We start from the raw sequence: 15,638 nt of genomic DNA on the forward strand, positions 1-15,638 counted from the left end.
ACCTTCAAGCCGGATTTCCGCTCTGTTCCTGAAGGAAAGTCTGTGGTATTGTCAGTGTTCTATGGCTAAATCACTGGTAAAAAGCGGGTCGAGCCTGCTTGTCCTCACCCTTGGATCCCGCGTTCTCGGACTGATACGGGAGATGACGAAGGCCGCGTTTCTGGGAACCTCCGCCCTCTCGGACGCGTTTTCCGTGGCCTTCGTGATTCCGAACCTCCTGCGCAAGCTCTTCGCGGAAAACAGCGTGTCGGTCGCCTTCATCCCGACCTTCCGCAGCTATCTCGACGAAAAAAGCGCGGACGAAACCCGGCAGTTCGTTTCGGCGACCTTCACCTTCCTCGCCTGCGTTACGTCTCTTACGACTGCGCTCGGAATGCTCGCCGCTCCCCTAATCGTGCCCTTTTTCGGCACCCCGACGGGCGAAACGGTCCTTTTGACGCGCATCATGTTCCCCTACCTCGCAATCATTTCGATCGCGGCCCTCCTTCAGGGAATCCTCAACGGACTGAAAATTTTCTCTCCCTCGGGATTCACCCCGATACTCTTCAACCTCTGCATCATCGGACTTACCTGGCTGCTCTCCCCGTTCACGGAAAACCCGGCGCGCGCGATGGCGATCGGCGTCATCGCCGGAGGAACGCTGCAGGCGGCCTTTCAGCTCCCCTTCGTTCTCAAGCAGGGCTACGCCCTTCGCTTCGTCTCGCTGAAAAAAGCCTTCACGAATCCGGGAACCAAACGGGTAATCAGACTGGTCGGCCCGACTATCATCGGAATGGCCGCGTATCAGCTGAACGACCTCGTAAGCACCATTCTGGCGGGAAACGCCGGGCCCGGAGTCGTGTCGAGCCTCGGCTATTCGCTTCGCTTGCAGGAACTGATTCTGGGAGTGTTCGCGGTTTCCATCGGCACGGTGATTCTGCCGGATCTTTCGGCCCAGGCGAATAAAAAGGATTGGGCCGGCTTCGCAGGACTTTTATCGGTATCCATGAAGATCATCGCGCTCATCACCATACCGGTGACCTTTTTTTCGCTGATCTGCGGAGAAAACATCATCCGCCTGGTGTTCCAGACGAGAAGCTTCACCGAAGAATCCGTGCGCCTCACGCTTTCGGCCTTTACCTGGCACATCGCGGGGCTCTACTTCATTGCGCTCAACAGGATAGTCGCTCCTGCCTTCTATGCCCAGCAGGACACGAAGTCGCCCACCTACGCGGGACTGTTTTCATTTATCGTCAACATCGCCCTCGCCCTCGTCCTCGTCGGACCGATGAGGGGAGGCGGCATCGCGCTGGCCCTCAGCCTCGCGAGCGCGGCGAATACGGCGTTTCTTTTTCTGTTCATGAGAAAAAACGGCTCGATTTCGGCGGGAAGCATTCTCAGGTCGACGGTCGGCTACACGCTGAAAATGGCGCTTTTTTCAGCCCTGGCCGCCTGGCCCGCGGCTCTGGCCCTCCCGCGTCTTCAAGACCGGTTCGCCGGCAGCGGAAGGCTGATCGCCCAGGGAGTTCCGCTCGCGGGAACTCTCTTCCTGTTCGCGGCGGCAGGAGTGCTGCTTCTCGCGATCACCCGCGACCGGATTCTGCTCGGAATACTGTCGAAACTGAAGAACAGAGGAAGCGGAAAGAATTAGCGTCGTCAGGGATTTTTTTCCAATAGCACCGAGACTTCCTTTTCGTGATAGCCGAACAGGAAGAGGAAACCGGTGAGGGAGAATACGGCGGCCAGAACGAGGGTGACGCGCATTCCGGTGATTCCCGCCCGGCGCGCGAATTCGGAGGCGCTTCCGATCCTGAGTAGCAGGGGTACCAGAACCACGGCGGCAAGCTGGGCGGACCGGGTGGCGAAGCCGTGGATGCCGAAATACATTCCGCTGCGGAATACGCCGGTTTTCCGCTCCGAGGCGACTGCCAGATCTGAAATCAGGGCATTGGGCACGACGGAAAAGACCGACAGGGGGATCGCCAGAAGAAAGGCGAAAAGATAGCCCTGGCTCATCGCGGAGATCGGATATTTTCCGGCGAAGGCTCCGCCCGCTATGAACAGCATGAACATGAAAAAGGCGATGAACAGAATCTTCCTCTTTCCCAGCCGCTGCGACACGACGTATACCGGTATGTAGAGCGCGAGATTCGCGAAGAAGATGACCAACAGGAGGAAGGCTCCGCTTTCCTGGGGCAGGGAGAGCAGTCCCGTGACATAGTACGAAAATCCGTACACGATGAAGGCCGATGAAACGCGGTAGAGAATGTCGGCTATCAGATAATGCTTGAAATGAGAATCATGGAATACGGCGGAGACGGCGTCCTGAAAGCTGTCACGCACGGGAGAGGCCACCGTTTCCGCGCTTTCGTTCAGGAAGAGCACGGGAAGAAGCATGCAGACCGCCGAAAGCAGGGCAAATACGGCGAGAACCGCCCGATAGCCCGCTTCCATCGACATTCCGAAGCGCGAAGAAAAAAGGGCGCCGAAAGTAAAGGCTCGGTTTCCGAGGAGGCTCGCGAAGGCGGTGGCGCAGGCCATGAGGGTGGACAGCTGCATGCGCACGCGGGGGCTTCTGCCGATCTCCGCGAGCAGGGCGAGGTACGGAACGGTATATAACGAAAGGAATACAAAAAAAAGAAGCGAGAGGACAAGAACGAATACTGAATTGAGGCGGTACAGTTCTTGAGTCGGGGGAGTGAAAACGAGAACGGAGAAGAGTGCCACGGGCAGGACGGAAAAGGCCATGAAACCGGTTCTTCTGAAGCCGCGGACCGGACTGAAGCGGTCCGAAAGCCAGCCCGCGCAGAGACAGGCGCAAGCATCTACGATGCGGCTCAACGCGATGATCAAACCGGCTACCGTGAACAGGCCGAAGAGGTATCCCTGATACAGGTGGACGGGAAACACGGAGTCGCTTCCGGGACGGCTGACGTAAAAATCCGAAAACTGTCTGAGAACGCCGTATGAACTCAAGACCAGTCCGAACTGGCCGAGGGGAAAAAGGAGTTTCTTGCCGCGGGAGAGGGCCATGCCAATGTTCCTTTACAATCTGCGTTTTTCCGGCTCATGATAGCCGATTTACTTTACCCTGTCAAAGAAATTGAAGTATATTGACAGAACCTATGGATGAAATTGATGTTTACCTGAGACGCCGCTCGGAAATATACACCTGGATGGCGAGAAACAGCATCGCGATGGTGGTGCTTGAAGATACAGAAGGCCGCAGAGACCCCGCGGTTCGTTATTTTTCCGGCCATCCCTCCGATGCGCTGCTGATTTTAACCATCACCGGACACTGCGTTCTCTGCCCCTGGGATGAAAACCTCGCTTATCAGAAGGCCCAGGTGGATGTGGTCGTACCATACACCGATTTCGGCCGCCATCCAGTGGCTGCCATAAAGGGAATCGCCGAACAGGTGGGAGCCCCGCATCGCTCGCGCATAGAAATACCGGCCGTCACGCCGTATCCCGTATTTCTCCGCTACGTCGAAGCGCTCCCCGAATACGACGTGCTGTGCCGGGAAACCGGCGTACATACCGAAATAGCGCGGATGAGATCCATAAAGGACGAAACCGAAATCGCTCTCCTGGAAAAAGCCTGCGCCATCACCAACGATATCATGGACCGCATCGAAGACCAGGTTCGCTCAGGCAAGATCGCGACCGAACTCGACGTTGCGCTCTTGATCGAAAAGGAAGCGAGAAAGGCGGGAGCCGAGGGCACGAGCTTCGAAACGCTCGCCGCAGGACCTTCGCGGAGCTGGGGAATCCACGCGTTCCCGGCGTATACATCGGGGGCTTTCCCCGCCCAGGGTCTTTCGATTCTGGATTTCGGCATCAAATTTGAAGGATACTCCAGCGACGTCACCATGACCTTCGCCAGCGGCCCGTTGACGACCGCTCAGGAAAAGCAGATAACCCTCGTGGAAAAAGCGTACAAGGCCGCTTTGGAAATATACAAGCCGGGAAACTTTACAAGGGACGCTTCGCTCAAGGTAGACGAAATATTCCGAAAGGCGAAAAAGACGATGCCGCACGGGCTCGGACACGGGATCGGGCTTGAGCCGCACGAAGGACCGGCGGTGCGAAACCGTGAAGACAACGACTGGGTGTTCGAGCCGGGAATGGCGGTCACCCTCGAGCCGGGCCTCTACGACCCAAAGCACGGCGGATGCCGGCTGGAAAACTCGATCCTCATCACGGAACAGGGAAACAGGCCGCTCACCCGCTCACGCATCGTCAGGCTCGGGTAGAGACAAAGACCGGGTCGCGACGACCGAAACATCGGTTCCCTTCCATTTATCGAGAATCAGCTGCCCTTCCTTCACCGGAAGGGTTTTTTGTATCTTCATCAGCTCGGCGACGAGAGAAAAGACCTCGTCCTTCGGGATCGGCGCCGTGGTTCGGACCGGAATGCGGCGGGGGAAGGACAGGGGTATGTCCGCGGGAAGCCCTGAGATAGCGCAGGTCGCGGTTACGGAACGGCGGGGATCGGTCGCCTCGCTTTTTCCGTAGGCCTCTCCGCGGGGGCAGGCATTGCCTGAAACCGAGAGCCCGGGCTCATCGGAAACGGTCAGGCGGCAGCCCCTCGGGCACACGATGCACACCATCTGTTTCAATTGGAACCTCCTTCGTCTCCGGTCAAGGACACGGTGCAGGCGCCCTGCCCCGCCGCGTCTCCGGCTGAAAGGCCCGCGGGAATATCGCAGGCGATCATCTCTCCCGGGGTCACCCACGACAGTTTGCGCGACCACACTTCCCTTCCCTCGCGGGTCAGGACAAGACGCGCCCGCTCGAAGGGAACGAGGGAGCGCAGGGACACCCGGGTCGCCCGGGAGGGATCGAAGGACGAAGGCACGGCATAGCGGACATTGGTTCCTGCGCGGAGCGGAATTTCCGGGCCGCGCTCATGTCCGCCGGAAGCCGGATCGCCGGCCGAATCGAGCCAGTCGGCGCAGGACTTGCCGGCCCTGATGGCTTCCTCGGCGACCCGGTCGACCAGATCATGTATGTGCAGGACGTTTCCCGCCGCAAATACGCCGGGAACGGAGGTCATCAGGCGGGAGTCGACCAGCGGTCCGTTGGTCACCTGGCTGAGCGCGACTCCGGTCCGGGCGGAAAGCTCGTTTTCCGGAACCAGGCCGACGGACAGGAGAACGGTGTCGCAGCCGATGACGAAGGATTTTCCGGTTTGCACCGCCCCGTTTTCCATCGGCGCGATCTCGACTCCGGTTACGCGGTCGCGGCCGAGGATGCGCAGCGTCGCGTGAGACAGATGCAGGGGGATGTCGAAGTCGTTCAGACACTGGGCGATGTTGCGGGTGAGGCCGGAGGGCGAGCTTTGTATTTCGACCACTGCCGCGACCTCGGCCCCCGAGAGGGTCATGCGCCGGGCCATGATGAGGCCGATGTCGCCCGAGCCGATGATGACGGCTTTTTTTCCGGGCACATAGCCGTCGATATTGAGAAGGCGCTGGGCGAGGCCGGCGGTGAAGACGCCGGCGGGTCGCGAACCCGCGATGCGTATGTTTCCGCGGTTCCTTTCGCGGCTGCCCATCGCGAGAACGACGGCGCGGCACTCGATCAGTTCATAGCCCCGGCGGGAGGAGGATAGGCCGAGCGCGAAGCCTGAGTCGGTCCGCTCGAGGGACAGCACGGTGGTTCCATCGCGGAAGGGGATTCCGGCGGCGCGGACGCGCTGTTCAAAGCGCGAAGCGAATTCCGGGCCGGTCAACTCCTCTCCGAAATGCTGAAGGCCGAAGCCGTTGTGGATGCACTGGAGGAGGATCCCCCCATGGCTTCCTCGCGGTCGATCAACATGACGCTTTTTCCCCGTTCATGAAGGGACAGGGCCGCGGCCATTCCGGCCGCTCCGGCGCCGATTACCGCGGCGTCGCAGGAAAATCCGTTCACAGTTCGCCCTCCAGAACGAAGCTGCTTCCGCCGCGCTTCGTCACCTGATCCCAGGTCATGCCGGTTTCCCGCATGATCAGCTTGATAATCTTGTAGCTGCAGAATCCGCCCTGGCAGCGGCCCATCTGAGCCCTCGTATAAAACTTTACGCCGTCGAGAGTCGTATGCCCGCGGCGGATCGCGTCCACGATTTCGCCCTCGCTGATTTCCTCGCAGCGGCAGACGATGTTCCCGTAGGCGGGATTTTCCGCGATGAGGCGGGAGCGTTCAGCGGCGGCGAGAGCGCGTACCTTCACGGGAGAAGGAAGATAGGGGTCCCAGGAGGGATCTTCAGACAATTCCAGGCCGTCGCGGAGAAGGAGATTTTTCACGTATTCGCCGATGGCCGGCGACGCGGTAAGGCCGGGGGACTGAATGCCCGCTACATGGACGAGGGCGGGAACCTTCGCCGAAAAATCGATGTAAAAATCCTCTCCGAGAACCGGCCGCAGTCCCGCGAAGCTGGTTATCACGTCCCGCTCGGACACAGAGGGGACGAGGGAACGGGCAGAGGCGGTGATGAGGGCGAGCTTTTCGGCCGTCGTCGAAACATCGGTTTTATCGTCGACGATGTCGGCGGTCGGGCCGATGAGGGTGGTTCCCTCGACTGTCGGGATAACGAGCATTCCCTTGGAAACGCTCGAGGGAACCGGAAACACGACCCGCTCCGGACGGCAGGGCGCGAGACGGTCGAGGAGAAAATATTCCCCCTTGCGCGCGCTGATTTCGAAAGATTCGGCTCCGAAGCAGCGGGAGACCTCGTCGGCGAAAAGCCCTGCCGCGTTCACCGCGTACCGGGTTCGCAGAGTTCTTCCGTCGGCGGACTGCAGGACCCATTCTTCGCCGCTCCGCTGTGCTCCTGAAACCTGAAAAGAAGCGAACAGCTCGACTCCGTTTTTTTTCGCGCTTTCGACCATTGAAAATACGAAGCGGTAGGATTCCACGATGCCGCCGGAGGGGGCGTACAAACCGCCGATCACTTCCGGAGACAGCTTCGGCTCGAGCTCGAGGATCCGCTCGCGGGAGCACAGTTCGATTCCCGGAGCGCCGTTTTCCCTGCCCTGCCGATACAGGTGCTCGACGGCGAGCATTTCATCCGGATGAAGGGCGGCGACGAGTATGCCGCACCGCGTAAAGGGAAAGCCCAGTTCCCGCCGCAGACGGTCGAACTGGGCGGCGCCTTCGATTTCCAGCCGGGACTTCAGGTATTTTCCCGGATGATGAAAGCCGCCGTGGACGATTCCCGAATTCGCCTTCGAGGTGCCGAAGGAGACGTCGACCTCTTTTTCCAGGAGGGCGACGCGGATCTTATAGCGCGAAAGAGTTCTCGCTATCGAGGCTCCGCACACGCCGGCTCCGATGATCGCTACGTCGTAGGACTCAATTCCGTTCGCTGTTTTGTCCATTATACCTGCTCCGTATCGTTTCGAGCTTGTTTTTGAACGTCGCCACGAAGCCCTGGTCGGGAAGCTCGGAGACGAGATTTTCCAGAATGCTCAAAATTTCATCGAAATCGGTTATCGATTTCACCTTCGCCTCGCCCGATCTCACCCGGCCCAGATGCACGGCGTCGCGGATGCGTTTAACCCGCACATCGTTCTTCAACCCGGGTTTTCCGGAGAGGCGGTCGATGATGTATTCCATCTGGATGCGCTGCCCGCTGAGAAGATAATCGGCGAGCTCTTCGTCCGGAAGGGCGAGGGTGATTGTTTTCAGGTAGGTGAACAGACCCAGAAGATCGGTCGGGCTGAGGGCCGAGAGAACCTCTTCGTACTTCGGGGGGCCAAGAACCGGCGCGCACACGGGGAATCCCGACGGGTGCCGCTGCCGGCAGGGGCGGTCGAAGGCCGATTCGTCGCCGATGACCGGATTCTCCCCGTCCGCGCCGAAATTTTCTGCCCCGATTGCGGCGCCGATCGCCGAGTCGGCGGCTTCGCCGGGCGCGAGGGAGATTTCTTCGTCGCCGGATGAGAACGATTCCTCTTCTTCGGACACTCTCATTTCATCCGGATCAAGCTCGATTTCCGATTCAGGTAGAGAGTCCGGCTCAAAGGGAGCTTCAGGCTCGATTTCCGGTTCAGGCAGAGAATCCGGCTCGAAGGGAGCTTCAGGCTCGGGAGGGAGTTCCAGATCGGGATCCGGCTCAAAGGGAGCTTCTGGTTCGGGGGGGAGTTCCAGATCAGGCTCCGGCGGAAGCGACTCGCTCGGAGGCTCGGGGCTTTCCGGGAACGGGGCAGGCTCGGCCGATTCGACCGGCTCGGCAGGCGGAAGCGGGGGTTCGCGGCGAGGGGGCGGAGCATCGAGCGGATTGCGGGCCGCAGGAGGCGGAGGGGAATACGGAGGGTTCGGCGAGCTTTGAACCGGCGGTTGCCGCGGAATCTCCGGAGGAGCCGGAGGTTCGTCCGCGGTTTCGGCGTCCGGTTTCAGCTGCAATTCGCTATTTCCGTCGTCGTCTCCGGAAAATCCCGGCTCGTCTTCATACCCCGGCGCCGGCTGGCCGGTTGATCCGTCCATCGGTTCTTCGAAATCCACGAGGCTTTCCAGCGGGTCGGATTCGAAATCGTCTTCCGGAGTTTCGGTCAGGTCGAGAAGTTCGTCGAAGGGCATTTCGCCTTCTTCGATCAGGTCTTCGTCTTCGAACAAATTCATGGCGTCGGACTCTTCGTCGACCGGAATGAAGGGCTCTTCCGCGGCGGATTCTTCTCCCGTTTGCTCGTCGACAGCGTCCAGGCCTTCGTCGGGAATCGAGCGCGAGCGGAGGAGTTCGAGGTTGCGGCTGATGGTCGAAATATTGCTCGAACCGTAGCGCTTTACCGCTTTTTCGTAGAGGTCGAGGGAGCCGGCGAGGTTTTGCAGGTCATCGGTGGAGGCGCGGCCGCCCTGCATGTTGACGATGTCGTCGGCGATTCGCACCGCTTCGGTGTTGTTTCCGGTTTGCTGATAGAGGAGGGAGAGGGCGGTCAGCGCGTCGACCTGTTCGGGTTCGCGCGCCAGGACTTCCTGATAGGCGGCGAGGGCTCGGTCGAAGTCGCCCATGTGTTCGTAAATCTGGCCGAGCGAAATGCGGACTTCATGGTCGCGGGGGCGCTCGTTGAGATAGGCTAGCAGCTGTTCCTCGGCCTCCGGCAGTTTTCCGGATTGCAGAAGCTGTTCGGCCAAGTCGATCCTGAAATCGATGCCGGCCGGGTCGAGGGCGAGGATGCGGGAAAAGCAGAGTTCGGCTTGCTCGTTTTCGCCGAGCTGGGCGTACATTCTGCCCTGGAGCCTGAGGGCGGCGATGTTTTCGGACTCCGTTCCGCCGAGATCGCGGAACACGGCTTTCGCCTCGGGATACTGCTGCAGCTTGACGTAGAGGCGGGCAAGATGGATCAGCACGTCCGGAAGGCCGGGCGAGCGGGCGTTCAGGGACTGCAGATCGGCAAGGGCGTCGTCGAGTTTTCCTTCCTTCTCGCGGAGCTGGACAAGGCCGAGGGCGGCGGGAATATGAAAGGGGTCGGCCTTGAGCGCGGACGAATAATAGGCCGCGGCCTCGGCGGTTCTGCCGTTCTTGGACGCGATCGATCCCATTTCGACGAGGGCGCGGGTATCGGAGGGATCGACGGCCAGGATGCGGCGGAGAGTCGAAAGGCAGGAGGCTTCGTCCTTTTGCCGCAGATAGAGGCTCGCGAGATCCCGGAGCGCGTCGAGCCAGCCCGGCTTCGTCTTGAGGGCCGCGGTGAACTCGCCGACGGCTTCGGACGGGCGGCCGAGCGCCTCGTAGGAGTGGGCCATGTTGTAGTGGATGAACGGATGGTTGGGGTCGATCTGGAGACCGCGGCGGTAGGCCTGAAGGGCGAGGTCGTGGCGGCCGCTGAGGGCGTGGATGCTTCCCAGATGGTTATAGGCCAGAACGTCGTCGGGCTTGTTGTCGATTACGTCCGAAAAGCACAGGGCGGCCTGGGCGTAATCGCCCATCTGCTTCCAGGTGTTTCCCAGGTTATAGAGGACGGTTTCCGTGTCCTGCCCTGTTTCCCGGGCCCGGGTCAGGACGGAGATGGAATCCTCGTACCGGCCGATTCTCCGGTATATGACGCCGAGGTTATTGAGGACCTCGACGTTGTCGGGATTGATTTCGGAGAGTTTGAGATAGACGGACAGGGCCTGCTCCCAGCGGTCCGAGCGGGTGTAGACGGTTCCCAGCAGGTCCAGGGCCTTTCCGTGGGAAGGCTCTTGCCTGAGGAGATTGACCAGCAGTTTTTCCGCGTATGTAAAATCCCGGGCGACGAGGGCTGAGTTCGCCCGTTCCAATACCACTGTTGACTGATCTGCCATGCTCTCTCTCCTGAACATCACCGGGAAGGTGATTCTGAAATGATTCCCGCCTCGGGCCGGGCCCATGTTTCCGCGGACAGCGGGCCAGGACGGCTGGTTCCGGCGGAATCGTAGGCCGCCACCGAAAAATAATAGGTTTTGCCGTTCGCGAGCCCGTCGACGATCAGGGCGCGCGAAGAGCCGGCGTCGATGGGAGAGCGGGCCCCCAGATACTCGCCCGGCCTGTCGCCGTAATAGACAAGATAGCCCGCGGCGTCCCCGTCGACCGAGGGAGGCCAGCTCAGAGCGACGGCCTTGTCCCGGGGAGACGCCGAAAGCTTGACCGGCGGCCAGGGAGCCTCGTCCTCAAGGTAGCGCACGGTGAGCGAGGTAAGGGACGGAGTTTTGCTCCCCGTTCCGTCCGGATAGAGCTCGCCGGCGATCTGGAAGAATCTGCCCGTAAGCCCGGAAAGGGGCGCGCCGCCTGCAAGCGGGGTCCAGGGGGGATCCGATTCGGTCCATCGGTACATCTCGTCGCCCGCGCGGGCGAAAAGGGATATGCCGGTTTGAGGCGGAACATCGGAGACGGCCGTGACCGTTTTCAGAACGGAGCCGGCTCTGCCGGAGTCGATGACCGGGGTTTCAAAGCGCCCTCCGCTTTCCGGATACCGCGAGATGAGCTTCCGCCTGTCCTCGAGGGAGTCTGCGGACAGGCTCTCGCGCGAGATGAGGAACTCGTCGATGAGGCCCGAAAAGCGCGGGGCGATTTCTATATCGGCGGGAGATCCGAAAACCGCCGCGTGAACGTCTCCCGTCTCGGTTCCCGAAGAGGTAATATGGCGGATATCTTCGGTAACGCCGTTGAAACGGTACTCGAGCGCGCCGGACTGTTCGTCCCAGATGAGACGGTGATGGCCCCAGGTTCCGGGAATGAGGTTCGTCCGCCCGGTCATGGTGATCTCCAGGGGCATTCCCGCGGAGGTGACCCAGATATTGGAAAAATCCCACACCATCCGGTTATTAAAAAGGCTCGAGCGGATGTATTGATAGAGGGAGCCGACGCGGCTGGTCCGGGAGGAACGCCACTGGAAGAGAACGCTTCCGTTTTCCGTTACCGCCGGCTGCATCCAGAATTCTATGGTAAAAGACCCCGGATTTCCGGGCGTTGAAAACAGGCTTCCCGTTTTCCCCCGCAGTACGAGGCCGGAGCCCACCGTATTGCACAGGGCGGCTCCCCTGCCCCGCATTGCCCGGGCCTGGCCCGTCTGCAACAGAGAGGAGGAAACGGAATCGTAAAAACCGCTTCTGTCCGAAAAGGGGGCGCTGTCGAAATCGATCCGGAGATCGGCTTCCCCTACAGAAGCGGAGGCGGCGCTCGAAAGCACGAGGGCGCTTTCGCCCAGACGCCCCGGAGCGGTGTCGAGGTTCCGCACATACGAAAGACCGTCCCAGCCGGACGAGCCTCCGAAGGTCGCGGAACGCTCCGAAGCCGGGAGGGGAGACAGGGAGGAAATCAGGAGAAGCGCAACGGGTACAAGGGTGGATATTCTTTGCATAACAGTACTTATCAGAGTATCGGCAGGATGGTATGATAAATCCAATGAAAGAGCAGACGGAAATTCGCAAAAAACTCCATGCGGCTGCCCTGGACGCGCCGAAAACGAGCGGCGTCTATTTGTGGAAGGATGAAGCCGGCGTAATCCTGTATGTCGGGAAGGCGAAATCGCTGAAAAACCGTCTTTCATCCTACTTTACCTCTCATCGGGACATTAAAACACGCATTCTGGTGTCCCGGGCGTCGTCGATCGAATATATTACCACGGAAAACGAGTACGAGGCTCTCCTTCTGGAGAACACCCTCATCAAAAAACACAAGCCCCGATATAATATCAACCTCAAGGACGGAAAAACCTATCCGGTCATCAAGATTACCGGCGAGGACTTTCCCCGCATCTACCGGACGAGGCGGATTCAAAACGACGGCGGGCGGTATTTCGGCCCCTTCCCCGACGTGAACGCCATCGACGACTTTCTTGATTTCGTAAAACGCAATTACAAGATGAGACAGTGCCGCGTCCTGAAAAAACGCGCTCAGCCCTGCCTCTACTATCATATCGGACGGTGCAGCGCCCCCTGCTGCGGAAAAATCGACAAAGAAGGATACCGCGCAGAAATGGAGGAAATCCTCCTCTTCCTGGAAGGAGACCCCGCGGACACCGTGCCGAAACTTGAACGGATGATGAAGGACGCCGCCAAAAATCTCGAGTTCGAAAAGGCGTCCCGCCTGAGGGACGGCATCCGGGCGATCCACGCGCTGCGCGAGCAGAACGCCGTCGTGGACATGGACCCGGAATCCCGGGACTACGTCGCCTGGGCAGCGGAGGGCACGATGGTTACCTTCGCCGTCCTGCGCATGCGGGGCGGCAGGCTCGTTTCCCGCGACCTCTACCGGGTGCGGAGCCTCAAAGACGAAGAGGAAATTCTGCCGGAATTTCTGATGGCCTGCTACACTGATCCCCTCCAGGTTCCTCCCAGCATCTTCGTTCCCTCCGAAAGCGGACTCGCCCTCGCCGAACGCTGGTTCGCCGAAGAACTCGGAGTCGAAACCCGGATCGAGGCTGTCGCCGGAACCGATTCAGGAGAGGCCGAAGCGCGCGGCGAAACCGGGTCTCGAGCCGAGGCTGCGGACGCCGAAATCACCGCGTCAGGCGGCGCGCACAACGCGTCATCAGGAACGACCGAAAACCGCCACCGAGCCGCGATGGCGATGGCCCGCTTCAACGCCCGCGAAGACGCCCGGCGGCGCCTGCGCGAACACGGGGACTTCCCCGCCCTCGAGGAACTGCGCAGCCTGCTCGGCCTTCCCCGCGTCCCCTCGCGCATCGAAGGCTTCGACATCGCCCATATCGGCGGACGCCTTCCGGTCGCGAGCCTCATTACCTTTAAAGACGGAAACCCCGACCGCAAAAACTACCGCATTTTCCGCCTGAAAACCACCGACGGCGTCATCGACGACTTCGCCTCGATGCGGGAAGCCGCCACCCGCCGCTACACCCGCCTCATGAACGAGGGCGAGGATTTGCCGGATCTGCTGCTCATCGACGGAGGCATCGGCCAGGTCAACGCCGTCACCGGAGTGCTCGACGCTCTGGGCGCCGATATTCCGGTCATCGGCTTGGCGAAGCGCGACGAGGAAATCTATCTTCCCGGCCGCTCCGAGCCTGTTTCCCTGCCCCGCCGCTCGGACGCGCTCAGGCTCTTGCAGCGGGTTCGCGACGAAACGCACCGCTTCGCCACGACCCGCAACCAAAAGCTCAGAACCAAGGAAAACACCACCCTCGTCTTCGAGTCCCTCCCCGGAATCGGGCCGCGAAAGGCAGTCAAACTCCTGGACGCCTACGGCTCCCTCGAAGGCCTCGCTAAAAAAGCCGCCGAACCGGACGGAATCGCGGAAATCGCCCGTACCGCTCAAATCTCGCTCGAAGCCGCCCGAACAGCCGCGGCCGCCCTCCCCGCCCTCCTCGAGGAGCGAACCCAAGAACGGAAAAAACGCGCGCAAGGGATGGATTCCCGAACGGCATCGGGCAGGGACATGGCGGCTCTCGCCCTTCTGGCCGCCGAAACTGAACGCGACTATCCGCAAAAAGGAACCGAAAAATGAAACGACTTTTCACGCTCTGCGCCTGCGCATTCGCCGCCCTCGCCCTCCCGCATCCAGCCTTCGCGCACGACTCGCGCATCCGCCTGTTTTCCGAACCGTCCTCGCTGTGGAACCGCTTCCGCGCTATAGAAAACGGGCGCAATCTCCCCACGACGATCCGCACCCTTACCGAGGCGGAGCTTCTCTATTCTGGGCTTCTGGAAGACATAGACCGAAATACTGACAACGGCGGCGAAACGGCAGGATTCGCGCCGATTCTCGCGTTCAATCCCTACCTCCTCGGCTGGAGCGGCCTTGAAACGCAACGCTGGAGCGCAGACGCCGGTTCCTCCGACCCCCTTCCCTCCGCGGGAAACCTCTCCAGAAGATCGGACCCTTTCTATGCGAACGCGTTCCGTCTCGCCGATCCGGTTATCGCCTTCGGCGTAACCTTCGCGAGCGAACATCTGTATGCCTCGACCGAGATAGACTTCAATACCGACACCATCGCCTCGAAAAAGGGAGCGTCAGGCTACAGCGCCGTCTGGAAGCCGCTTGATTGGGCATCCTATATGAGCTTCCCCGAACAAGCCTATCTTTCCTGGACGGGAGAACAGTCGTCGATCGTCGCCGGCCGCATCGAAACCGGCGTGGGCTTGGGCCGCTCGAACCTCTTGTTAAACGGGCAGGCCCGATGGTACGACCAGATCCAGTACAACTGGTGGTCGGACGCGTTCCGCTTTTTCGCCTTCTGGGGAACCTCGGCCACCCACCTCATGAAAGACGAGCGGGAAGTCCAGTACACGCTCAATACGCCGGGATCGGACGAAACCTCGAACACAGGCTGGGACCCGGCGAGCAACCACGACTACGCCAGCGGCGACCTCGCTCCCGTCAAGCTGTTCACGGCCCACCGGGCGGAGTTCAAACCCCACCCCCGCCTCGGGCTCGGCATTTCCGAATTCCAGCTGATCGGCGGCAAGGTCCCGGATCTGACGAACCTCCTTCCCGTCGTGTACTGGCACAACACCTATACCGCCGGAGTGAGCAACGTCATCCTGCACGTCGACGCCTGGGGCGTGCCCGTGGACGGCCTCCTCCTCAGGGGCGAATTTCTCATGGACGACACGAAGTCGGCCGCGGAGCAGGACGCGGAGTCGAAACCGAACAGCTGGGCCTGGCAGCTCGGCGCGACCTGGGTGCTCCCGCTTTCATCCCGGGACTGGAAGGTCGCCGTCGAGGCGGAATACAGCCATGTGGACACGTGGACATACAACCGCTGGCAGCCCTGGCTCGTCATGTACCAGCGGCAGATGACGGCCGGCGGCTGGTACGGTTACGACATCCCCCTGGGACATCCGGCGGGCGGAAATCTCGACGAGGGAACGTTGAACGTGACCGGAGTTTCGAAAACAGGAATCAGAGTAGAAGCCGGCTACAGCGTTATGATCAAGGGGCCGGTCTACCTCGGGCAGATTATTACCGGAACAGATTCAAAGGGAGATCCTGTCTATATTCCCGTCTATTACGATTTCGACGCCTACAAAGACTTCACGGGGCTGACCCTCGCGGACATCGAAGCGAAGCCGAACCTCTACCGGCACACGATCAGCCTCTCGGCGGAGGTTCCGCTGGCGAAATCCCTGACGGCTCAGGCGGGAGCGGAATTCCGCTTCACGCAGAACGCGGGCCATGTGCGCGGCGAAACCGCCTTCGAGTCAATCTGGAAGGCGGGCTGCCGCTGGAGTTTATAGCGAGATTTCAGTGCCGGACG

11 protein-coding genes are annotated in these 15,638 nt (G+C 60.6%); 4 read left to right on the forward strand and 7 right to left on the reverse strand.

The window, feature by feature from the left end:
* Positions 1-61: 61 nt before the first annotated feature.
* Positions 62-1,630 carry a murein biosynthesis integral membrane protein MurJ gene (murJ, locus tag K7J14_RS11900; RefSeq protein WP_230756543.1) on the forward strand — a complete coding sequence of 523 codons (1,569 nt, stop codon included), beginning with the start codon at positions 62-64 and terminating at the stop codon, positions 1,628-1,630.
* Positions 1,631-1,635: 5 nt separating this feature from the next.
* On the opposite strand, the gene K7J14_RS11905 is transcribed toward murJ, so the two are convergent.
* Positions 1,636-3,012 (reverse strand): MFS transporter, encoded by a 1,377-nt coding sequence (locus K7J14_RS11905; RefSeq protein WP_230756546.1) that lies wholly within the window; start codon positions 3,010-3,012, stop codon positions 1,636-1,638.
* Between the two features lie 92 nt (positions 3,013-3,104).
* On the opposite strand from K7J14_RS11905, the gene K7J14_RS11910 reads away from it, so the two are divergent.
* Positions 3,105-4,235, forward strand: coding sequence for a M24 family metallopeptidase (locus K7J14_RS11910; protein WP_230756549.1), 1,131 nt, complete (start codon positions 3,105-3,107; stop codon positions 4,233-4,235).
* Here the strand turns inward: K7J14_RS11910 and K7J14_RS11915 are convergent.
* The 6 genes from K7J14_RS11915 to K7J14_RS11940 are packed head-to-tail and all read right to left on the reverse strand — an operon-like array spanning position 4,212 to position 11,780.
* Positions 4,212-4,592 carry a DUF1667 domain-containing protein gene (locus K7J14_RS11915; protein ID WP_230758893.1) on the reverse strand — a complete coding sequence of 127 codons (381 nt, stop codon included), beginning with the start codon at positions 4,590-4,592 and terminating at the stop codon, positions 4,212-4,214. The two genes, K7J14_RS11910 and K7J14_RS11915, sit on opposite strands and share 24 nt — an antisense overlap.
* 5 nt (positions 4,593-4,597) lie before the next feature.
* Entirely contained in the window at positions 4,598-5,716 is a 1,119-nt protein-coding gene (locus tag K7J14_RS11920; RefSeq protein WP_230756552.1) for an NAD(P)/FAD-dependent oxidoreductase, read from the reverse strand.
* On the reverse strand, positions 5,713-5,895 hold the full coding sequence (locus K7J14_RS11925) for an FAD-dependent oxidoreductase (RefSeq protein ID WP_230756555.1): 183 nt from the start codon (positions 5,893-5,895) through the stop codon (positions 5,713-5,715). Before K7J14_RS11925 ends, K7J14_RS11920 begins: the two co-directional genes overlap by 4 nt.
* Positions 5,892-7,340 carry an NAD(P)/FAD-dependent oxidoreductase gene (locus tag K7J14_RS11930; RefSeq protein WP_230756558.1) on the reverse strand — a complete coding sequence of 483 codons (1,449 nt, stop codon included), beginning with the start codon at positions 7,338-7,340 and terminating at the stop codon, positions 5,892-5,894. Before K7J14_RS11930 ends, K7J14_RS11925 begins: the two co-directional genes overlap by 4 nt.
* Positions 7,315-10,245 (reverse strand): tetratricopeptide repeat protein, encoded by a 2,931-nt coding sequence (locus K7J14_RS11935; RefSeq protein ID WP_230756561.1) that lies wholly within the window; start codon positions 10,243-10,245, stop codon positions 7,315-7,317. Before K7J14_RS11935 ends, K7J14_RS11930 begins: the two co-directional genes overlap by 26 nt.
* A gap of 17 nt (positions 10,246-10,262) precedes the next feature.
* Entirely contained in the window at positions 10,263-11,780 is a 1,518-nt protein-coding gene (locus K7J14_RS11940; RefSeq protein ID WP_230756564.1) for a LamG-like jellyroll fold domain-containing protein, read from the reverse strand.
* Between the two features lie 44 nt (positions 11,781-11,824).
* Between K7J14_RS11940 and uvrC the strand changes: the two genes are divergently transcribed.
* Positions 11,825-13,885: an excinuclease ABC subunit UvrC gene (uvrC, locus tag K7J14_RS11945; protein ID WP_230756566.1), complete on the forward strand. Its 2,061-nt coding sequence runs from the start codon at positions 11,825-11,827 to the stop codon at positions 13,883-13,885.
* The gene (locus tag K7J14_RS11950; RefSeq protein WP_230756568.1) at positions 13,882-15,618 is read left to right on the forward strand and encodes a capsule assembly Wzi family protein; all 1,737 of its coding nucleotides are present in this window, start codon (positions 13,882-13,884) and stop codon (positions 15,616-15,618) included. The genes uvrC and K7J14_RS11950 overlap by 4 nt, the downstream gene beginning before the upstream one ends.
* Positions 15,619-15,638: the final 20 nt, after the last annotated feature.

Source organism: Teretinema zuelzerae, assembly GCF_021021555.1.
Taxonomy (GTDB): domain Bacteria; phylum Spirochaetota; class Spirochaetia; order Treponematales; family Treponemataceae; genus Teretinema; species Teretinema zuelzerae.

What these genes read in the sequence shown, in the direction of transcription:
- murJ (WP_230756543.1), top strand. Translation starts at nt 62, where the DNA reads ATGGCTAAATCACTGGTAAAAAGCGGGTCGAGCCTGCTTGTCCTCACC.
- K7J14_RS11905 (WP_230756546.1), bottom strand. Translation starts at nt 3,012, where the DNA reads ATGGCCCTCTCCCGCGGCAAGAAACTCCTTTTTCCCCTCGGCCAGTTC.
- K7J14_RS11910 (WP_230756549.1), top strand. Translation starts at nt 3,105, where the DNA reads ATGGATGAAATTGATGTTTACCTGAGACGCCGCTCGGAAATATACACC.
- K7J14_RS11915 (WP_230758893.1), bottom strand. Translation starts at nt 4,592, where the DNA reads ATGGTGTGCATCGTGTGCCCGAGGGGCTGCCGCCTGACCGTTTCCGAT.
- K7J14_RS11930 (WP_230756558.1), bottom strand. Translation starts at nt 7,340, where the DNA reads ATGGACAAAACAGCGAACGGAATTGAGTCCTACGACGTAGCGATCATC.
- K7J14_RS11935 (WP_230756561.1), bottom strand. Translation starts at nt 10,245, where the DNA reads ATGGCAGATCAGTCAACAGTGGTATTGGAACGGGCGAACTCAGCCCTC.
- K7J14_RS11940 (WP_230756564.1), bottom strand. Translation starts at nt 11,780, where the DNA reads ATGCAAAGAATATCCACCCTTGTACCCGTTGCGCTTCTCCTGATTTCC.
- uvrC (WP_230756566.1), top strand. Translation starts at nt 11,825, where the DNA reads ATGAAAGAGCAGACGGAAATTCGCAAAAAACTCCATGCGGCTGCCCTG.
- K7J14_RS11950 (WP_230756568.1), top strand. Translation starts at nt 13,882, where the DNA reads ATGAAACGACTTTTCACGCTCTGCGCCTGCGCATTCGCCGCCCTCGCC.